The following is an 18,802-nucleotide window of genomic DNA, read 5'->3' as shown; positions in this document are numbered from 1 at the left end:
CGCCAATGGCGGGCCTTTTTATTAGTGCAGCATCCCGGTCAACCAGCGGGAAAACTCACGCATCGCGGACGTCTCCGGACGAGATTGTAAACGCGTTATCCAGTAACTCCCCAGATCAATCTGCGTTAAAAAAGGCTGCACGATACGTTCACTGCTGAGCAAATGCGTGAACATTCTAACCGGTGCAATTGCCACACCAATCCCCGCCTGCGCGGCTTCCAGCATTGAGACGGACGAGTCAAACACCACCACGTTGTGCGTCGGTGACGGAGGCGCTTCTCCGGCGGCCTGCATCCAAAGCGTCCATTCATCACGCCGATACGATCGTAATAACGGAAATTTCAGGATGTCCACAGGTGCTTTAATCTGCGAGGCCAATGTCGGTGAACACAGCGGAGACATCAGCGCGCTACACAAATATTGCGCATCGGTATCGTGCCAGGCTCCTCCTCCGTAGCGAATAGTATAATCCAGCCCTTCGGCGGCGGGATCCACACGGTTATTGTGGGTGGAAATATGCAAATCAATATGCGGACAGTGGCGCTTAAAATCGCTCAACAGAGGGAAAAGACAGCCGACCGCAAAGGTCCCCACCACGCCAATTTTTAGTTTTTCCTGAGTCTGTTTAGTGGCAAAACGATCCAGCACCCCCGCCATACGATCGAAAGAGTCATTAAGTACAGGTAACAGACTTTCCCCTTCAGTCGTCAACATTAACCCTCGAGAACCACGCACAAAAAGCTGACAATTCAGCTGTTGCTCCAGCGCTTTCACATGCTGGCTTATTGCAGAATGCGTCACGTTGAGCTCAATCGCAGCGCGGGTAAAGCTGAGATGTCTGGCCGCTGCTTCAAAAGCCCGCAGCGAGTTAAGGGGGATATAGCTACACGTCATTATCTGGCCTGTTAGAAAAACTTATATCTGCTGCTAAATTTAACCGTTTGTCAACACGGTGCAAATCAAACACACTGATTACGTCTGACGGGCCCGGACACCCTTTCGCTTTTAATTACGGAACTGATTTCATGATGAAAAAATCGATATGCTGCGCGCTGCTGCTGACAGCTTCTTTCTCCACGTTTGCCGCCGCAAAAACAGAACAACAAATTGCCGATATCGTTAACCGCACCATCACACCGCTGATGCAGGAGCAGGCTATTCCGGGTATGGCCGTTGCGATTATCTATCAGGGGAAACCTTATTACTTTACCTGGGGTAAAGCCGATATCGCCAATAACCGTCCAGTCACTCAACAAACGCTGTTTGAACTCGGATCGGTCAGTAAAACGTTCAACGGCGTGCTGGGCGGCGATGCTATCGCCCGCGGCGAAATTAAGCTCAGCGATCCGGTCACGCAGTACTGGCCTGAACTGACGGGTAAGCAGTGGCAGGGTATCAGCCTGCTGCACTTAGCCACCTATACGGCAGGCGGCCTGCCGCTTCAGGTTCCGGACGACGTTACGGATAAAGCCGCGTTACTACGCTTTTATCAAAACTGGCAGCCGCAATGGGCCCCAGGCGCTAAACGTCTTTATGCTAACTCCAGCATTGGTCTGTTTGGCGCCCTGGCGGTGAAACCCTCAGGCATGAGCTACGAAGAGGCGATGACCAAACGCGTCCTGCACCCCTTAAAACTGGCGCATACCTGGATTACGGTTCCGCAGAGCGAACAAAAAGATTATGCCTGGGGTTATCGCGAAGGAAAGCCTGTGCATGTATCCCCTGGCCAACTTGATGCTGAAGCCTACGGGGTGAAATCGAGCGTTATCGATATGACCCGTTGGGTTCAGGCCAACATGGACGCCAGCCAGGTTCAGGAGAAAACGCTCCAGCAGGGCATCGAGCTTGCGCAGTCACGTTACTGGCGTATTGGCGATATGTACCAGGGCCTGGGCTGGGAGATGCTGAACTGGCCGGTGAAGGCCAACTCGATAATTAGCGGTAGCGACAGCAAAGTGGCACTGGCAGCGCTTCCTGCCGTTGAGGTAAACCCGCCCGCGCCTGCCGTGAAAGCCTCATGGGTGCATAAAACGGGCTCCACTGGCGGATTCGGCAGCTATGTTGCTTTCGTTCCAGAAAAAAACCTTGGCATCGTGATGCTGGCAAACAAGAGCTACCCAAACCCTGTTCGCGTCGAGGCCGCCTGGCGCATTCTTGAAAAACTGCAGTAACGGACAAGGAGGCCCTGGATATCGGGCTTCCTTTCTTTCTCTTTTTTTCCTGCTGTCATCTACACTTAACAAAAATCCAGCAAGGAAAATCCCATGCGCATTCTGCCCGTCGTTGCTGCAGTTACGGCTGCATTTCTGGTTGTCGCTTGCAGCACCCCAACACCACCGAAAGGTGTTACCGTAGTAAATAACTTTGATGCCACACGCTATCTGGGCACCTGGTATGAAATTGCGCGTTTCGACCATCGCTTCGAGCGCGGACTGGAAAAAGTGACTGCTACCTACAGCCTGCGCGACGACGGCGGTATCAATGTTATTAACAAGGGCTATAACCCGGATAGAGGAATGTGGCAGAAAACGGAGGGGAAAGCCTACTTCACTGGCGACCCAAACCGCGCTGCGCTCAAGGTCTCGTTTTTTGGCCCCTTTTATGGCGGGTATAACGTGATTGCCCTCGACAGGGAATATCGTCACGCGCTGGTTTGCGGGCCGGATCGCGACTACCTGTGGATCCTTTCACGGACCCCTACTATTTCAGATGAAATGAAACAGCAAATGCTGGCCATCGCGACCCGGGAAGGGTTTGAGGTGAATAAGCTGATTTGGGTAAAACAGCCTGGCGCTTAGTGGGTGCTCAGCTTGAGGCCAATAATACCGGCCACAATCAGCCCGAGGCTCAGTAACCGCGCCGGGCTGGCAGATTCACCCAGCAGCAGAATCCCTGTAATGGCCGCCCCGACTGCGCCGATACCGGTCCATACGGCATAGGCGGTTCCTACAGGCAACGTACGCATTGCCCAAGAGAGCATGGCGATACTGACGATCATTGCCACAATAGTGATAATGCTTGGCGTCAAACGCGTAAAACCGTGGGTATATTTCAGGCCAATCGCCCAGACAACTTCGAGCAGACCTGCAATTAATAAAACGATCCAGGACATATCAGGCTCCAGAACAATGGGGCCGTCCCCAGTGAAAGAAGCGTTTGCAGGTCGTCCTGCAAAGCTGATGTGTGAAATGGCATTTTTGCCCGAGAGAAAATGAATTTCAACCTTTTTATTCGCTGCCCGCTAAAAGCAAGAATTAAGCATAATTAGCGGCGTAGTTCCCGCATTTGGCACTCATCGGAGTTCTCTATGATGAAGGGCTTTCTGAATCCGGAAAGTCGATTGCCTCTCTTCTGAATGCGAAAAGGTTATGCTTAAAATTTTAGTGATTGACCGGTGCCACTTTACCCGCACAGGGATTGAGGCCTTGCTTAATCATTCTGGCAGGTTCAGCTCCTCATTTCTTGTGTCAGGGATCAATAATCTCCTGTTAGCAAAAGAGCATATTTTGCAGTGGAAGCCGCATCTGGTGATCGCGGATTTATACAGTTTTATTAGCGAGACGCATACCAGCCCGCCAATTAAACCCTTTTTCATGAGCTGCGGCGTCATCCCGCTGATTTTACTGCAATCAGTTGAAAGACAGCACACCTCAATGGCTTCCTCTCAATCCGTCGCCTATTCGGTCTTAACCAAGCACACCACGCTGAACGCGCTCTCACACACGATTCAGGAGGCGCTACAGCTTCGCCCCACATTAGAAATAGCCGAAAACGCGACTCCGCTGCTTACGCCGCAGGAGGAGAAAGTATTGTCGATGTGGATGGATGGTGTGAGTAACAATGCGATAGCCGCCGCACTCAGCATTCATGGCAAGACGGTCTACACCTATAAACGGAATATCCGCATGAAACTGCACATGGGGAACCGCTTCTCACCATTTCTCTCACTCCCCGGGAAGGGGAATTAACGGTACGACGTGACGTCGTACCGTTCATGATTATTGTTGAGCTTTTGTCGCTGCACCAGAGATTGCGCTACCGCCCTCAGAGATATCCTGCCCAACACCTTTCGTGGTATTGCACGCAGTCAACACTGAAGAAAGAACCAACACAGAAAAGATCGCAGCAATTGTCTTTTTAACCATAACGTCTTCCTTTTCTAGCCAATATTGTTTGTGTATAGCTCATTAATAATAGACAAGATCCGCAAGTGTGATGGATAAACAACCGTTTTTAAGACTATGAGAGAGTGTTAGCTGGCGGCGTGAGAGATTGAATTGCCAAGATGTTTGATGTCTTCACCGAAGCCGCGCGCGGTATTACAACCCGCCAGGAGAGTGCTGGTGAAAAGGATGAGCATTACAAGACTGAGAAGACGTTTCATCATTCCTGCCCTGGAAAAAGTATGGCGCAGCAACCTGCGCCATAAGATCAAATAGATATCTTATTTTACGCGAGAAACGTATTCGCCGGAGCGAGTATCCACTTTGATCACTTCACCGATCTGTACGAACAGCGGAACTTTAACGACTGCGCCAGTAGACAGAGTAGCCGGTTTGCCGCCAGTACCAGCGGTATCGCCTTTCAGACCTGGGTCAGTTTCAACGACTTCCAGCTCAACGAAGTTTGGCGGAGTCACGGAGATCGGCTGACCGTTCCACAGGGTCACGATGCATTCAGCCTGGTCCAGCAGCCATTTAGCGTTATCGCCTACCGCTTTCTCGTCTGCAGCCAGCTGTTCGAAAGTGGTGTTATTCATAAAGTGCCAGAACTCACCGTCGCTATACAGGAAGGTCAGGTTCATGTCGGCTACGTCTGCGCCTTCAGCGGAGTCGGTAGACTTGAAGGTTTTCTCTACGCGAGTACCGGTCAGCAGGCGACGCAGCTTAACGCGCGCAAATGCCTGGCCTTTACCTGGTTTAACGAATTCGCTAGCTTCAACCGCATAAGGTTCGCCGTCCAACATGATTTTAAGACCAGCACGAAAATCGTTGCTATAGTACGTTGCCATAAGGCCCTCTGAAAATTGTTAACTGGTAGCTAAGCCACAAAATGGCGCATATTGTAACCCTAAATACCCCATCCAGAGAAGATTGGTTATCGCAACTTGCCGATGTTGTGACCGATCCTGATGAACTTCTGCATCTTTTGAATATAGACGCAGATGAAAAACTGTTGGCCGGACGCGACGCGAGACGACTTTTCGCCCTGCGCGTACCGCGCGCCTTTATTGCTCGTATGGAAAAAGGCAATCCGGACGATCCGCTTTTGCGTCAGGTACTTACTTCCCAGGAAGAGTTTGTTGCTGCACCTGGCTACTCGACCGATCCGCTGGAAGAACAGCACAGCGTGGTCCCCGGTTTGCTGCATAAATATCGCAATCGGGCGCTGTTGTTGGTTAAAGGCGGTTGCGCGGTAAATTGTCGCTATTGCTTCCGCCGACACTTCCCGTATGCCGAAAACCAGGGCAATAAGCGCAACTGGCAGGTCGCCCTGGACTACATTAGCGCGCATCCTGAGCTGGATGAGATTATCTTCTCCGGTGGTGATCCGCTAATGGCCAAGGACCATGAACTGGACTGGTTACTCACGCAACTGGAAGCCATCCCGCACATTAAGCGTCTGCGCATTCACAGCCGTTTGCCGATTGTGATCCCCGCGCGCATTACTGAAGGACTGGCCCAGCGCTTTGCGCGTTCCTCCCTGCAGATTCTGCTGGTCAACCACATTAACCACGCCAATGAGGTCGATGAGGCGTTTCACCAGGCGATGGTCCGACTGCGTACCGCTGGCGTCACCCTACTCAACCAAAGCGTTTTGCTGCGTGGCGTGAACGATAACGCACAAACGCTGGCGAACCTGAGCAACGCCCTGTTTGATGCGGGGGTGATGCCCTATTACCTGCACGTACTGGACAAAGTGCAAGGTGCCGCCCACTTTATGGTCAGCGACGATGAGGCACGTCACATTATGCGTGAACTGCTGACGTTGGTTTCCGGCTATATGGTCCCCAAACTGGCGCGTGAAATTGGCGGAGAGCCAAGTAAAACGCCGTTGGATCTGCAACTACGCCAACAATAATGATTATTGAGTGTCCGAATCCGGACACTCACCACGATTACTTATTATTTAAATCCTCACAAGTGGAGCCACGCTTTTAATTTGTGCTATTTTAATTAGCGCTATAAAGTTATTAATTCATAATTTGTATAATTAGAGCAAAATCCAGAATATTAATAAATATATGGTTAGGGAGAACCTTTTATGGCTATAAGTATTAAAGGCATTAATACCGGTGTTATTCGTCAAAAGAATGAATTTATTGCTTTAGCATTAAAGATAAAAGAACCAAGGAATAAAACGTCGTTATTTTTTCTTTCTCCGCTTGGGCTAAGAGATCTGCTTATCGCCCTGGAAAGCAGGCTATCCGTCAAACATCAGCTTAGCGAAGAAGAGCATGCGCAATATGAGAAGGAATGCGATAAAGTCAGCCAAAAGATGCACGAAAATATTCCTTTGATTCAGGAAGATGAGCTAAAAAATGCCGACATTAATCGTCGCGTAAATTCGCTGATGTTAATGGATGACAAAGGCGAAAACTTAACATTTTCTCTGACACTGCATGATGGACAAACGCGTGAATTACTGATTAATGAACGACAGATTCGGGTGCTGGTCCATGCTGTTATTCATGCAATAAATAATGCTGGCATGCGGGAATTAGCGCTACGAATTACATCGCTGCTGGATTTCCTGCCGCTGTACGATGTTGATTGCCAAGAAAACGACAATCTGGAATACGACTCTTATACGCACCCCGAATGGAAAAAAAGCCTGTTTAATCATTATCTGGCGATTATTTACCGCTATACAGATGATCAAGGAAAAGCCCAGTTCTGTGGTTCGGTAGTAAAAACTCGCGCCCCTTCCGGCAGCAAAGAGGCCGAAGCCATTACTCGCCGTCTTCTCGATTTCAGCCCACGGCTGAAAAAGCTTGCTGGTGTACCGTGCCAGGTGTTTGTCAGAACGTTAACGCGTGATAAGGCGCAAAAGCTCAATCAGGATCAGTGCCTGCGCGCGCTGCATCATTTACGCGCTCAGTCAGCGCATAACGCTCAAAATGCCTGATGTCGCTGCGCTTATCAGGCCGACGAATTTGTATCGTAGGCCTGATAAGACGTTTTAGCGTCGCCATCAGGCATCAACAGCATTTATCAATTTGGGCACTTATAAACCTGCCCGGTCATTTCACTGGCAGTAGGAACAAAGCTGGACAGCATTCCCTGTGATGGGCTGCTGACGCCATAAATCACGTTACCACCCATTGCCGCAGCCTGGTTACGCAGATCGTTTGCTGCGCCACGCATAGAGCCACCCTCTTCGCCGTGCTGGCCAGAAAGCCAGTTGCTTTGCGTACCGGTTGCAGTGCCAATCAGTTGACACTCTGCGCCAGGCTTCTCTTCGACGAAGCGTACGCTTTGCCCGGCTGAACTCAGTTCGTTGCTGGAGCTACAACCCGCCATCAGTAGCGCGGCACCAACGATCCCTGCTAAATATTTCACGTGCATGTCATTCCCCATAATCAATGAGCTGGACGTTATGTCCGTAGCTGAATCATATACTAAAAAGATGACCAAAAGAAAAACCCCCGGACATTTCTGCCCGAGGGTTTCTCATTTTTCGCGAGATACGTATTTAATCAAATAATTCAAGTTGCAGGCAGGCGGCAAGTTCATGAATCCCCTGGTACTTACATGAGTAAGTGACTGGGGTAAACGAACGCAGCCAATAAACCTGCGGCTTGAAGTATGAAGATTAAATTACATCATGCCGCCCATTCCACCCATGCCGCCCATACCACCAGCAGCACCTAAGTCAGGCGCATCGCCTTTCGGCAGGTCAGTAACCATGCACTCGGTGGTGATCATCAGACCCGCAACAGAAGCCGCGTACTGCAGAGCTGAACGCGTTACTTTGGTTGGATCCAGAATACCCATGTCGATCATGTTACCGTATTCTTCAGTTGCAGCGTTGTAACCGTAGTTACCGTCACCCGCTTTCACGGTGTTAGCCACTACAGACGGCTCTTCGCCGCAGTTCAGTACGATTTGACGCAGCGGAGATTCCATTGCGCGCAGCGCAACTTTGATACCTACGTTCTGGTCTTCGTTCTGACCTTTCAGACCGGCAATTTTAGACGCTACGCGAATCAGCGCAACACCACCACCAGCAACCACGCCTTCTTCTACCGCAGCACGGGTCGCGTGCAGGGCATCTTCAACGCGGGCTTTCTTCTCTTTCATTTCAACTTCAGTCGCAGCACCAACTTTGATAACCGCAACGCCGCCTGCCAGTTTCGCTACGCGCTCCTGCAGTTTTTCACGGTCGTAGTCGGAAGTTGCTTCTTCGATCTGCTGACGAATCTGAGTCACACGACCCTGGATTGCAGCCTCGTCACCCACGCCATCAATGATGGTGGTGGTGTCTTTGTTGATAACAACGCGTTTCGCCTGACCCAGATCTTCCAGAGTTGCTTTTTCCAGCTCCATACCGATCTCTTCAGAGATAACGGTACCACCGGTCAGAGTAGCGATATCCTGCAGCATTGCTTTACGACGGTCGCCGAAGCCCGGCGCTTTAACCGCCGCGACTTTCACGATACCGCGCATGGTGTTAACAACCAGAGTTGCCAGCGCTTCGCCTTCAACATCTTCAGCGATGATCAGCAGTGGTTTACCGGCTTTTGCTACTGCTTCCAGCACCGGCAGCATTTCGCGGATGTTGGAGATTTTCTTGTCAGCCAGCAGGATGAACGGGCTTTCCAGTTCTACTGCGCCAGTTTCCGGCTTGTTGATGAAGTAAGGAGACAGGTAACCACGGTCGAACTGCATACCTTCAACCACGTCCAGTTCGTCCTGCAGACCGGTACCGTCTTCAACGGTGATCACGCCTTCTTTACCGACTTTGTCCATCGCTTCAGCGATCAGTTTACCTACGGTTTCGTCGGAGTTAGCGGAGATAGTACCAACCTGAGCAATCGCTTTAGAGTCAGAGCACGGTACGGACAGTGCTTTCAGTTCTTCAACGGCAGCAGCGACAGCTTTGTCGATACCACGTTTCAGGTCCATCGGGTTCATGCCCGCAGCAACGGCTTTCAGACCTTCAGTGATGATGGACTGCGCCAGTACGGTTGCGGTGGTGGTACCGTCGCCTGCAGCGTCGTTCGCTTTAGAGGCAACTTCTTTCACCATCTGCGCCCCCATGTTTTCGAACTTGTCTTCCAGTTCGATTTCACGGGCTACGGAAACACCATCTTTAGTGATGGTCGGTGCACCGAAAGATTTATCCAGAACTACGTTACGGCCTTTTGGACCGAGGGTAACTTTCACTGCATCTGCCAGTACGTTTACGCCGCGCAGCATTTTCACACGAGCGTCGTTACCGAATTTTACGTCTTTAGCTGCCATTTTCTCTTTCCCTTAAATTCGTATGTTCAGTGTCGTTCGCGGATTAGGCTTCAACAATTGCCAGGATGTCACTTTCAGACATGATCAACACTTCTTCATTGTCGATCTTCTCAGATTTAACACCGTAGCCATCGTTGAAAATAACGATATCGCCGACTTTAACGTCCAGCGGCTGTACGGTACCGTTGTCCAGGATGCGGCCCTTACCGACAGCGATGATTTCGCCACGAGTTGACTTACCTGCTGCAGAACCGGTCAGTACGATGCCGCCAGCAGATTTAGATTCAACTTCTTTACGTTTGACGATCACACGATCATGTAACGGACGAATACTCATTGATAGCTCTCCTTTGAGAAAGTCTTTATCAGTTATGGGTGACGCCGGCCCGTGAACGGTTTCCCGGCTAGTGACCAGAGAAATGGGGATGGGGCTTTGTACCTTCAAGGGGGCAAGCGAAAAAAAATTTATATCAGCAGAAAATTCCGTCAAAACGCCGACGCGCATCACATTTTATAACGATTTCAGTCACGTCGTCATAAGCAAATACGATTGTGATACCATCAAAAATCTGCGCTGTAGCCCGGTCAATGGGCATAACCGGATAACAACTTATGAGCGGACTGAAACAAGAGCTGGGACTGGCTCAGGGCATTGGCCTGTTGTCGACATCATTGCTAGGTACAGGCGTTTTCGCCGTCCCTGCGCTAGCCGCGCTGGTGGCTGGCAACAACAGCCTGTGGGCCTGGCCGGTGCTGATTGTTCTAGTCTTTCCCGTGGCGATTGTCTTTGCCGTACTGGGTCGTCATTTTCCCAGCGCGGGTGGCGTGGCGCATTTTGTTGGTATGGCCTTTGGCTCACGCCTGGAGCGCGTCACCGGATGGCTATTTTTGTCGGTGATTCCCGTCGGCTTGCCTGCGGCATTACATATTGCCGCCGGATTTGGTCAGGCGATGTTTGGCTGGCATGACGAACAGCTTCTGTTGGCAGAGCTCGGTACGCTGGCATTGGTTTGGTATATCGGCTCCCACGGTGCCAGCTCTAGCGCTAATCTGCAAACGGTCATTGCCGGATTGATTGTTGCCCTCATTGTCGCCATCTGGTGGGCGGGCGATGTGAAACCTGGCGAAATCCCCTTCCCTGCGATAACCGAGATTGAGCTCCCCGGACTGTTCGCCGCGCTGTCGGTGATGTTCTGGTGTTTTGTTGGCCTTGAAGCGTTTGCCCATCTGGCATCTGAATTCAAAAACCCGGAGCGGGATTTCCCGCGCGCGCTGATGATCGGCCTGCTGCTTGCGGGCTCTGTTTATTGGGCATGCACCGTCGTCGTGCTTCATTTTGGCGCCTACGGTGAGCAAATGGCGGCGGCGGCCTCACTGCCAGAGATCGTCGTGCAGTTATTTGGCGTACAGGCACTGTGGGTCGCCTGCATCATTGGTTATCTGGCCTGTTTTGCCAGTCTCAACATTTATATTCAAAGCTTCGCCCGGCTCGTCTGGTCGCAAGCGCAATATAAGCCGGAAAGTCATCTGGCGCGTCTGTCTCCCCGTCACCTTCCGCGCAATGCGCTAAACGCCGTATTGGGCTGCTGCGTGATCAGTACGTTGTGCATCTATATGCTGAAAATCAATCTCGATGCGTTAATCGTCTATGCTAACGGCATCTTTATTATGATTTATTTGCTGTGCATGCTGGCGGGATGTCGATTACTGAAAGGGCATTATCGCATGCTGGCGGTCATTGGCGGTCTACTGTGTCTGCTGCTGTTGGCAATGGTTGGCTGGAAGAGCCTGTATGCGCTGATTATGCTGGCAGGGCTGTGGCTGTTTTTACCCCGCAGGCCGGATAAGGCGACGTTGACGCCGTCATCCGGCAGATAAGCATTTTGCCGGATGGTGCTCACGCTTATCCGGCCCGCATACTGATGCTTAATCCCGAGGATCGTCTTTATGATCAATACGGTTGCGATCGTCGTCTTTGCGCTGAAATTCGCCATCAAAGGTCTCACCGCCCCCAGTTCCGGCGCTGAAACCACCGCCCGGCATACGCGAAAAACGCAAATGCGGCAGCAGTTTCATCGTCAGATGTTTTTGCACCGGGGGTAATAAAAGAAGAAGACCGAGGAAATCGGTGAAAAAACCGGGCAGTACCAACAGCAGACCAGCAATGATCAGCGACACGCTCTTGATCATTTCTGCAGCAGGACTTTCACCAGCCGCCATTTTTTGTTGCATCAGTAAAAAATTTTTAAATCCCTGGTTACGAACCAGAGACATACCGATAACCGACGTAAAAATAACCAAAATCAGCGTCATCAGGACACCCAGGACATGGGCAACCTGAATAAAAATAGATATCTCTATGTAAACATAGAGAAAAATGGCAATTAATGGTATCCAGCGCAAAGGGTTCTCCTGTCAATAACAGTCGTTTTTTTCAACGCCTGCCCGATGAATTATGTGACTCACATCAATTAGATGTTGAGGTGGTTAGCAAAATTTCAAGTCGCTTGTACACTTATTTTTAGTATTAATCCTAAAGGGGTGATCCATTTCACAGAATAATAAATAAGGGGTAAATTCCACGCTTTAAGTGATCCAGATTACGGTAGAAATCCTGAACCAGCATATGATCTCGAGTATCAGACCGATGCAGGGGATAATCGTCGGTCGAGAAACAATCGAAATCACATATATCCTGTGTGTTTAGTCAAATCATTGGCAGCTTGAAAAAGAAGGTTCACATGTTAAACAACATTCGTATCGAAGAAGACTTGTTGGGTACCAGGGAAGTTCCAGCGGACGCCTACTACGGTGTTCACACTCTGAGAGCGATTGAAAACTTCTACATTAGCAACAACAAAATCAGCGACATTCCTGAATTTGTTCGCGGTATGGTAATGGTTAAAAAGGCAGCGGCAATGGCCAACAAAGAGCTGCAAACCATTCCTAAGAGTGTGGCAAATGCCATCATCGCGGCGTGTGATGAAGTCCTGAATAACGGAAAATGCATGGATCAATTCCCGGTAGATGTTTACCAGGGTGGTGCGGGTACCTCCGTCAACATGAACACCAACGAAGTGCTGGCCAATATCGGTCTGGAACTGATGGGTCACCAGAAAGGTGAATATCAGTACCTGAACCCGAACGACCACGTTAACAAATGTCAGTCTACCAACGACGCTTACCCAACTGGCTTCCGTATCGCGGTATACGCATCCATCATCAAACTGATCGATGCCCTGAACCAGCTGCGTGAAGGCTTCGAACAAAAAGCTGTTGAATTCCAGGACATCCTGAAAATGGGCCGTACCCAGCTGCAGGATGCTGTACCGATGACCCTCGGTCAGGAATTCCATGCTTTCAGCGTACTGTTGAAAGAAGAAGTGAAAAACATTAGTCGTACCGCTGAGCTGCTGCTGGAAGTTAACCTCGGTGCAACTGCAATCGGTACGGGTCTGAACACGCCGAAAGAATACTCCCCGCTGGCAGTACAGAAACTGGCTGAAGTCACTGGCTTCGCCTGTGTTCCGGCAGAAGACCTGATTGAAGCAACTTCTGACTGCGGCGCATACGTTATGGTTCACGGCGCACTGAAACGTCTGGCTGTTAAGATGTCCAAAATCTGTAACGACCTGCGTTTGCTCTCCTCTGGCCCACGTGCTGGTCTGAACGAGATCAACCTGCCGGAACTGCAGGCTGGTTCTTCTATCATGCCAGCAAAAGTGAACCCAGTTGTTCCAGAAGTCGTAAACCAGGTTTGCTTTAAAGTCATCGGTAACGATATCACCGTTACTATGGCATCTGAAGCTGGTCAGCTGCAGCTGAACGTAATGGAGCCGGTCATTGGCCAGGCAATGTTTGAATCCATTCACATTCTGAGCAATGCTTGCTACAACCTGCTGGAAAAATGCGTTAGTGGTATCACTGCTAACAAAGAAGTCTGTGAAGCGTTTGTATTCAACTCCATCGGCATCGTTACTTACCTCAACCCGTTCATCGGTCACCACAACGGCGACATCGTCGGTAAAATTTGTGCCGAAACCGGTAAGAGCGTACGTGAAGTTGTCCTGGAACGCGGTCTGTTGACCGAGTCTGAACTGGACGATATCTTCTCTGCACAGAACCTGATGCACCCTGCTTATAAAGCAAAACGTTATACTGATGAAAGCGAACAGTAATCGTGTAGGGTAGTACCGGAGAAGGCACGTCATGATGACGTGCCTTTTTTCTTACTCGAAGTTACTTAAAAACAACAATTTAATATCAACTTGTTAAACAACAAGGAAGGCTAATATGATAGTTTTAGAACTTATCATCGTTTTGCTGGCAATCTTTTTAGGTGCCAGACTTGGGGGTATCGGTATTGGATTTGCAGGTGGGCTGGGTGTTCTGGTTCTTGCCGCTATTGGCGTAAAACCAGGTAATATTCCGTTCGATGTTATTTCCATTATCATGGCGGTTATCGCTGCCATCTCTGCCATGCAGATTGCCGGTGGTCTGGACTATCTGGTTCATCAAACTGAAAAACTGCTGCGTAAAAACCCGAAATACATCACGATCCTTGCACCAATCGTGACCTATTTCCTGACTATCTTTGCCGGTACCGGCAACATCTCTCTGGCAACTCTGCCGGTTATCGCTGAAGTCGCGAAGGAACAAGGTATCAAACCTTGCCGTCCGCTCTCTACCGCAGTGGTTTCTGCACAGATTGCGATTACGGCGTCGCCAATCTCCGCAGCTGTGGTTTACATGTCTTCCGTAATGGAAGGTCATGGCATCAGCTACATTCACCTGCTGTCCGTGGTCATTCCGTCCACTCTGCTGGCCGTTCTGGTGATGTCCTTCCTGGTAACGATGCTGTTCAACTCCAAACTGTCTGACGACCCGATTTACCGTAAGCGTCTGGAAGAAGGTTTGGTTGAACTGCGTGGTGAAAGACAAGTTGAAATCAAAGCTGGCGCGAAAACCTCCGTTTGGTTGTTCCTGCTGGGCGTGATTTGCGTAGTTGTATACGCCATCATCAACAGCCCAAGCCTCGGCCTGGTCGCTAAACCGCTGATGAACACCACCAACGCAATCCTGATCATCATGCTGAGCGTCGCGACGCTGACTACGATCGTCTGCCGCGTTGAAACTGACTCCATCCTGAACTCCAGCACCTTTAAAGCGGGTATGAGCGCCTGTATTTGTATCCTGGGTGTTGCATGGCTGGGTGATACCTTCGTATCTCACAACATTGACTGGATCAAAGATACTGCAGGTAGCGTAATTCAGGGTCATCCGTGGTTGCTGGCTGTCATCTTCTTCTTTGCTTCTGCACTGCTGTACTCTCAGGCTGCAACCGCTAAAGCACTGATGCCAATGGCTCTGGCTCTGAACGTTTCCCCACTGACTGCTGTTGCGTCTTTCGCCGCTGTTTCTGGCCTGTTCATTCTGCCAACCTACCCAACTCTGGTTGCGGCGGTGCAGATGGATGACACCGGTACAACCCGCATCGGTAAATTCGTCTTTAACCATCCGTTCTTCATCCCGGGTACTCTGGGCGTGCTTTTGGCTGTCTGCTTCGGCTTCTTGCTGGGCAGCTTCATGCTGTAAGACTTTACTGCAGGGTGCCTTCGCGCCCTGCAGTTCCTCCTCCTCATCATCCCGCTTTAACTAACATCCTTCCCTCGTCCGTTGTATAGTGACCACTCTTTAGCTGGTTACTCTGTTCTTTCGAGGTGTTTATGCTTGATGTAAAGAGTCAGGATATTTCCATCCCCGATACCGTTGTGGTGCTCTGTACCGCCCCGGATGAAGCAACCGCCCAGGATCTGGCCGCCAAAGTACTGGCGGAAAAACTGGCTGCCTGCGTGACGCTGCTGCCTGGCGCGACCTCCCTCTATTATTGGGAAGGTAAACTGGAGCAGGAATATGAAGTCCAGATGATTTTAAAAACCACCGTCACACACCAGCAAGCCCTTCTCGATTGCCTGAAGTCACATCATCCATACCAAACGCCTGAACTTCTGGTTTTACCCGTCACTCACGGAGACTTTGATTACCGCTCATGGCTCAACGCATCCTTACGCTGATCCTGCTGCTGTGCAGCACATCTACCTTTGCCGGATTATTTGACGCGCCTGGCCGCTCGCAGTTTGTTCCTGCCGATCGGGCGTTTGTTTTTGATTTTCAGCAAAACCAACACGATCTGAACCTCTCATGGCAGGTTAAAGATGGCTACTATCTGTATCGCAAACAGATAAGCATTACGCCATCTCAGGCCGATATCGCCGAGGTAAAACTACCGCCAGGCGTCTGGCATGAAGATGAGTTTTATGGCAAAAGTGAGATTTACCGTAAGCAATTGACTATCCCGGTCACGGTCAATCAGGCTAAATCTGGCGCAACATTAACGGTCACATACCAGGGTTGTGCCGACGCCGGTTTTTGCTATCCGCCTGAAACTAAAACGGTGCCATTAAGTGAAGTGTCTGCCAATACCAGGGCGACACCTGTGCCAGTGCCTGCCACCGATGCTTTGCAAGAGAGACCACAACCCGCAACCCAGCTTCCCTTCTCTGCGCTGTGGGCATTGCTAATCGGAATTGGCATCGCGTTTACACCTTGCGTATTGCCGATGTATCCGCTGATTTCCGGTATCGTGCTGGGCGGCAAACAACGCTTATCAACCGGACGCGCGCTGCTGCTGACGTTTATCTACGTCCAGGGAATGGCGCTCACTTATACCGCGCTGGGTCTGGTTGTTGCGGCCGCCGGATTGCAGTTCCAGGCTGCGCTACAGCATCCTTACGTCCTGATTGGCCTTGCCGTCGTCTTTACGCTGCTGGCCCTTTCGATGTTTGGCTTGTTCACGCTGCAGCTCCCTTCATCGCTGCAAACACGCCTCACATTGTTGAGTAACCGTCAGCAAGGCGGTTCCCCCGGTAGCGTCTTTGCGATGGGGGCGATTGCCGGCCTCATCTGTTCTCCTTGTACAACAGCCCCGCTAAGCGCGATTTTGCTGTATATCGCTCAGAGCGGGAACATGTGGCTGGGAGGCGGCACGCTGTATCTGTACGCGCTGGGGATGGGATTACCTCTGATGCTAATTACCGTATTCGGTAATCGTCTGTTACCTAAAAGCGGCCCATGGATGGAACATGTCAAAACCGCTTTTGGCTTTGTCATTCTGGCGCTCCCCGTCTTCTTACTCGAACGCATCATTGGCGACGACTGGGGCGCTCGCCTGTGGTCGCTGTTGGGCGTCGCATTCTTTAGCTGGGCATTTATCACCAGCCTGCAGGCAAAGCACGCCTGGATGCGCATCGTGCAAATTATCCTGTTAGCTGCAGCGCTGGTAAGCGTACGGCCATTGCAGGACTGGGCGTTCGGCGTGCCGCAAGCTCAAACCCAGACACACCTTAACTTCACGCCTGTGGCTTCGGTAGATGCGCTAAATCAGGCGCTGGCACAAGCTAAAGGCAAGCCCGTGATGTTGGATCTGTATGCTGACTGGTGCGTGGCCTGTAAGGAGTTTGAGAAGTATACGTTTAGCAATCAGCAGGTTCAGCAAGCGCTAGGCGACACGGTGCTTTTGCAGGCGGATGTGACTGCAAATAATGCCCAGGATGTCGCTCTGCTGAAACATCTACAAGTTTTAGGTTTGCCGACTATTTTGTTCTTTGACGCCGAGGGGAAAGAGCATCCGGAGGCTCGGGTAACCGGCTTTATGGATGCCGCGACCTTCAGCGCACATTTGCGCGATCGCCAACCGTGAGCGACACTTGCAACAGGAAATACGGAGGAGAATACCGTGCAACGTGAAGATGTCCTGGGAGAAGCCCTGAAATTACTTGAGGTTCAAGGGATAGCCAATACCACACTGGAAATGGTGGCCGAACGTATCGATTATCCTCTTGATGAACTACAACGCTTTTGGCCCGACAAAGAGGCCATTCTGTACGATGCGTTACGTTACCTCAGCCAGCGGGTGGATATCTGGCGGCGTCAACTTTTGCTGGATGACACCCTGAGCGCTGAACAGAAATTACTGGCACGCTACACCGCGCTGTCCGAATGCGTGAGCAATAATCGCTACCCAGGCTGCCTGTTTATCGCCGCCTGTACGTTTTACCCCGATCCCGGGCATCCGATCCATCAGTTAGCCGATCAGCAAAAAAAGGCGGCACATGACTTCACCCATGAGCTGCTGACGACGCTGGAAGTTGACGACCCTGCAATGGTTGCCAAACAGATGGAACTGGTGCTGGAGGGCTGTCTGAGCCGCATGCTGGTGAATCGTAGCCATGCTGATGTCGAAACGGCACACCGCCTGGCAGAAGATATCCTGCGCTTTGCTCAGTGCCGTATGGGCGGTGCGCTGACCTAAGCAAGCATGCCCGACAAGCCGAAATGAGTAAACACAGCGCCATCAGTCTCTAAAACGCACCATCGCCACGGTGGTGCGAAATACACTGTTAAACGCCCGCCCAACTCATCGCCCGACACACCAGCGGGTCCTGCCGCAGCAATTGCACCGTTAGTTACTGGAAACGTCGGAAAGGTTTGTGCACAACTTGCGGTTGTGTGCGGGAGTAATACAGGCCGCGTAACGTTTTCGTCAGCCTTTGCTCATATAGAAGGTCAGATAGGTAAATTGCCTGGAAGTTTTGTGCAAACTTCAGGCATAATCGCACAGATTGTCGCAATATTAAGCGGTTGAACATCTTTTCCCGAAATTTGATTGACTGGCAGACGTGAATACGGTTTAATGCGCCCCGTTGCCCGGATAGCTCAGTCGGTAGAGCAGGGGATTGAAAATCCCCGTGTCCTTGGTTCGATTCCGAGTCCGGGCACCACTATTTAAAGAACCCGCCCTAGAGGCGGGTTTTTGCTTTTATAGTTTCTGATACTTTCCAACCGATCATCTCTCAATATCTTTACTGCTCTACCCCTCACAAAATCCATATGCAAGATTAGTCGTGCCTGTTAACAAGCTGACATCTGGGTTCTATAAGAAGATGGGGTTTAACGTGATGGGATGTACAGAGGTCCGCGATCCTGAGCGACAGTACCTGTTACTCAATCCCGTGCACGGATAGCAGGCAATGTGCTGCCGGGAGAGCCAGGTGTGCTGCGCTTCTCAGGCCTGCACACCGGTTACAACATGATGGGCTGGATAAAATGGTACGCTGCATCCGGCAGTTTTCATTCCCTGAAGACGCAAAAAAGCCCATCCGGCAGGATGGGCTTCTTCACTTATTTGATGCCTGGCAGTTCCCTACTCTCGCATGGGGAGACCCCACACTACCATCGGCGCTACGGCGTTTCACTTCTGAGTTCGGCATGGGGTC

Annotated in this window: 20 protein-coding genes, 1 tRNA gene and 1 rRNA gene; 12 read left to right on the top strand and 10 right to left on the bottom strand. The window is 50.8% G+C overall.

Annotated elements, in window-relative coordinates:
• Positions 1–21 precede the first annotated feature (21 nt).
• A complete protein-coding gene (gene ampR / locus ABIE10_RS13035) occupies positions 22–894 on the bottom strand; it encodes a LysR family transcriptional regulator AmpR (protein ID WP_429155984.1) in 873 nt (290 codons plus the stop codon).
• Between the two features lie 131 nt (positions 895–1,025).
• Between ampR and blaCMY the strand changes: the two genes are divergently transcribed.
• Positions 1,026–2,171: a CMY-2 family class C beta-lactamase gene (blaCMY, locus tag ABIE10_RS13030; protein WP_181636024.1), complete on the top strand. Its 1,146-nt coding sequence runs from the start codon at positions 1,026–1,028 to the stop codon at positions 2,169–2,171.
• A 93-nt stretch (positions 2,172–2,264) separates the two neighbouring features.
• A complete protein-coding gene (locus ABIE10_RS13025; protein ID WP_016151398.1) occupies positions 2,265–2,798 on the top strand; it encodes a lipocalin family protein in 534 nt (177 codons plus the stop codon).
• Here ABIE10_RS13025 and sugE read toward each other — a convergent pair.
• A complete protein-coding gene (gene sugE, locus ABIE10_RS13020) occupies positions 2,795–3,112 on the bottom strand; it encodes a quaternary ammonium compound efflux SMR transporter SugE (protein ID WP_016151397.1) in 318 nt (105 codons plus the stop codon). The two genes, ABIE10_RS13025 and sugE, sit on opposite strands and share 4 nt — an antisense overlap.
• 256 nt (positions 3,113–3,368) lie before the next feature.
• Here sugE and ABIE10_RS13015 point away from each other — a divergent pair, with 256 nt between their 5' ends.
• Positions 3,369–3,968 (top strand): helix-turn-helix transcriptional regulator, encoded by a 600-nt coding sequence (locus ABIE10_RS13015; RefSeq protein WP_046275848.1) that lies wholly within the window; start codon positions 3,369–3,371, stop codon positions 3,966–3,968.
• 30 nt (positions 3,969–3,998) lie between these two features.
• On the opposite strand, the gene ecnB is transcribed toward ABIE10_RS13015, so the two are convergent.
• The 3 genes from ecnB to efp form a co-directional block, all read right to left on the bottom strand.
• The gene (ecnB, locus tag ABIE10_RS13010) at positions 3,999–4,145 is read right to left on the bottom strand and encodes a lipoprotein toxin entericidin B (RefSeq protein ID WP_016151395.1); all 147 of its coding nucleotides are present in this window, start codon (positions 4,143–4,145) and stop codon (positions 3,999–4,001) included.
• 107 nt (positions 4,146–4,252) lie between these two features.
• Complete coding sequence (gene ecnA, locus ABIE10_RS13005) at positions 4,253–4,387, bottom strand: lipoprotein antitoxin entericidin A (protein WP_016151394.1); 135 nt, start codon at positions 4,385–4,387, stop codon at positions 4,253–4,255.
• A gap of 57 nt (positions 4,388–4,444) precedes the next feature.
• Entirely contained in the window at positions 4,445–5,011 is a 567-nt protein-coding gene (gene efp / locus ABIE10_RS13000) for an elongation factor P (protein ID WP_003025478.1), read from the bottom strand.
• Positions 5,012–5,052: 41 nt separating this feature from the next.
• Between efp and epmB the strand changes: the two genes are divergently transcribed.
• Both epmB and yjeJ read left to right on the top strand, forming a co-directional pair.
• The gene (gene epmB / locus ABIE10_RS12995; protein ID WP_046275849.1) at positions 5,053–6,081 is read left to right on the top strand and encodes an EF-P beta-lysylation protein EpmB; all 1,029 of its coding nucleotides are present in this window, start codon (positions 5,053–5,055) and stop codon (positions 6,079–6,081) included.
• Positions 6,082–6,264: 183 nt separating this feature from the next.
• Positions 6,265–7,128 (top strand): YjeJ family protein, encoded by an 864-nt coding sequence (gene yjeJ / locus ABIE10_RS12990; RefSeq protein WP_429155980.1) that lies wholly within the window; start codon positions 6,265–6,267, stop codon positions 7,126–7,128.
• Between the two features lie 86 nt (positions 7,129–7,214).
• On the opposite strand, the gene ABIE10_RS12985 is transcribed toward yjeJ, so the two are convergent.
• The 3 genes from ABIE10_RS12985 to ABIE10_RS12975 form a co-directional block, all read right to left on the bottom strand.
• Positions 7,215–7,568: a DUF4156 domain-containing protein gene (locus tag ABIE10_RS12985; protein WP_016151391.1), complete on the bottom strand. Its 354-nt coding sequence runs from the start codon at positions 7,566–7,568 to the stop codon at positions 7,215–7,217.
• 252 nt (positions 7,569–7,820) lie between these two features.
• Positions 7,821–9,467, bottom strand: a complete 1,647-nt coding sequence (gene groL, locus ABIE10_RS12980) for a chaperonin GroEL (RefSeq protein WP_003025464.1) — start codon at positions 9,465–9,467, stop codon at positions 7,821–7,823.
• A 43-nt stretch (positions 9,468–9,510) separates the two neighbouring features.
• Positions 9,511–9,804, bottom strand: a complete 294-nt coding sequence (locus ABIE10_RS12975) for a co-chaperone GroES (RefSeq protein ID WP_000027827.1) — start codon at positions 9,802–9,804, stop codon at positions 9,511–9,513.
• Positions 9,805–10,079: 275 nt separating this feature from the next.
• On the opposite strand from ABIE10_RS12975, the gene yjeH reads away from it, so the two are divergent.
• Positions 10,080–11,345, top strand: coding sequence for an L-methionine/branched-chain amino acid transporter (yjeH, locus tag ABIE10_RS12970; protein WP_095715376.1), 1,266 nt, complete (start codon positions 10,080–10,082; stop codon positions 11,343–11,345).
• A 48-nt stretch (positions 11,346–11,393) separates the two neighbouring features.
• On the opposite strand, the gene ABIE10_RS12965 is transcribed toward yjeH, so the two are convergent.
• The gene (locus ABIE10_RS12965; protein WP_103766926.1) at positions 11,394–11,870 is read right to left on the bottom strand and encodes an FxsA family protein; all 477 of its coding nucleotides are present in this window, start codon (positions 11,868–11,870) and stop codon (positions 11,394–11,396) included.
• A 338-nt stretch (positions 11,871–12,208) separates the two neighbouring features.
• Between ABIE10_RS12965 and aspA the strand changes: the two genes are divergently transcribed.
• The 6 genes from aspA to ABIE10_RS12935 all read left to right on the top strand — a co-directional run bounded on the left by aspA (position 12,209) and on the right by ABIE10_RS12935 (position 18,307).
• Positions 12,209–13,645 carry an aspartate ammonia-lyase gene (aspA, locus tag ABIE10_RS12960; RefSeq protein WP_016151388.1) on the top strand — a complete coding sequence of 479 codons (1,437 nt, stop codon included), beginning with the start codon at positions 12,209–12,211 and terminating at the stop codon, positions 13,643–13,645.
• Between the two features lie 115 nt (positions 13,646–13,760).
• On the top strand, positions 13,761–15,062 hold the full coding sequence (gene dcuA / locus ABIE10_RS12955) for an anaerobic C4-dicarboxylate transporter DcuA (protein ID WP_016151387.1): 1,302 nt from the start codon (positions 13,761–13,763) through the stop codon (positions 15,060–15,062).
• A gap of 131 nt (positions 15,063–15,193) precedes the next feature.
• A complete protein-coding gene (gene cutA / locus ABIE10_RS12950) occupies positions 15,194–15,541 on the top strand; it encodes a divalent cation tolerance protein CutA (RefSeq protein WP_003025447.1) in 348 nt (115 codons plus the stop codon).
• On the top strand, positions 15,517–17,226 hold the full coding sequence (locus ABIE10_RS12945; protein ID WP_429155974.1) for a protein-disulfide reductase DsbD: 1,710 nt from the start codon (positions 15,517–15,519) through the stop codon (positions 17,224–17,226). Before cutA ends, ABIE10_RS12945 begins: the two co-directional genes overlap by 25 nt.
• Before the next feature lie 36 nt (positions 17,227–17,262).
• Positions 17,263–17,838, top strand: a complete 576-nt coding sequence (locus ABIE10_RS12940; protein ID WP_008785982.1) for a transcriptional regulator — start codon at positions 17,263–17,265, stop codon at positions 17,836–17,838.
• A 393-nt stretch (positions 17,839–18,231) separates the two neighbouring features.
• Positions 18,232–18,307, top strand: a tRNA-Phe gene (locus ABIE10_RS12935).
• A gap of 409 nt (positions 18,308–18,716) precedes the next feature.
• On the opposite strand, the gene rrf is transcribed toward ABIE10_RS12935, so the two are convergent.
• Positions 18,717–18,802 (bottom strand): 5S ribosomal RNA (gene rrf, locus ABIE10_RS12930); the annotation flags it as partial.

Source organism: Citrobacter sp. 506 (genome assembly GCF_050434985.1).
In the GTDB taxonomy this organism is placed as follows: domain Bacteria; phylum Pseudomonadota; class Gammaproteobacteria; order Enterobacterales; family Enterobacteriaceae; genus Citrobacter; species Citrobacter braakii.
The sequence above is the reverse complement of the archived record's forward strand: the minus strand, read 5'-3'. Positions and strand labels throughout refer to the sequence as shown.

Coding starts and splice junctions, on each gene's coding strand:
- epmB (WP_046275849.1), top strand. CDS start 5,053: ATGGCGCATATTGTAACCCTAAATACCCCATCCAGAGAAGATTGGTTA.
- aspA (WP_016151388.1), top strand. CDS start 12,209: ATGTTAAACAACATTCGTATCGAAGAAGACTTGTTGGGTACCAGGGAA.
- ABIE10_RS13015 (WP_046275848.1), top strand. CDS start 3,369: ATGCTTAAAATTTTAGTGATTGACCGGTGCCACTTTACCCGCACAGGG.
- blaCMY (WP_181636024.1), top strand. CDS start 1,026: ATGATGAAAAAATCGATATGCTGCGCGCTGCTGCTGACAGCTTCTTTC.
- ABIE10_RS13025 (WP_016151398.1), top strand. CDS start 2,265: ATGCGCATTCTGCCCGTCGTTGCTGCAGTTACGGCTGCATTTCTGGTT.
- ABIE10_RS12975 (WP_000027827.1), bottom strand. CDS start 9,804: ATGAGTATTCGTCCGTTACATGATCGTGTGATCGTCAAACGTAAAGAA.
- groL (WP_003025464.1), bottom strand. CDS start 9,467: ATGGCAGCTAAAGACGTAAAATTCGGTAACGACGCTCGTGTGAAAATG.
- cutA (WP_003025447.1), top strand. CDS start 15,194: ATGCTTGATGTAAAGAGTCAGGATATTTCCATCCCCGATACCGTTGTG.
- dcuA (WP_016151387.1), top strand. CDS start 13,761: ATGATAGTTTTAGAACTTATCATCGTTTTGCTGGCAATCTTTTTAGGT.
- ecnA (WP_016151394.1), bottom strand. CDS start 4,387: ATGATGAAACGTCTTCTCAGTCTTGTAATGCTCATCCTTTTCACCAGC.
- yjeJ (WP_429155980.1), top strand. CDS start 6,265: ATGGCTATAAGTATTAAAGGCATTAATACCGGTGTTATTCGTCAAAAG.
- efp (WP_003025478.1), bottom strand. CDS start 5,011: ATGGCAACGTACTATAGCAACGATTTTCGTGCTGGTCTTAAAATCATG.
- ABIE10_RS12945 (WP_429155974.1), top strand. CDS start 15,517: ATGGCTCAACGCATCCTTACGCTGATCCTGCTGCTGTGCAGCACATCT.
- ampR (WP_429155984.1), bottom strand. CDS start 894: ATGACGTGTAGCTATATCCCCCTTAACTCGCTGCGGGCTTTTGAAGCA.
- sugE (WP_016151397.1), bottom strand. CDS start 3,112: ATGTCCTGGATCGTTTTATTAATTGCAGGTCTGCTCGAAGTTGTCTGG.
- ecnB (WP_016151395.1), bottom strand. CDS start 4,145: ATGGTTAAAAAGACAATTGCTGCGATCTTTTCTGTGTTGGTTCTTTCT.
- ABIE10_RS12985 (WP_016151391.1), bottom strand. CDS start 7,568: ATGCACGTGAAATATTTAGCAGGGATCGTTGGTGCCGCGCTACTGATG.
- yjeH (WP_095715376.1), top strand. CDS start 10,080: ATGAGCGGACTGAAACAAGAGCTGGGACTGGCTCAGGGCATTGGCCTG.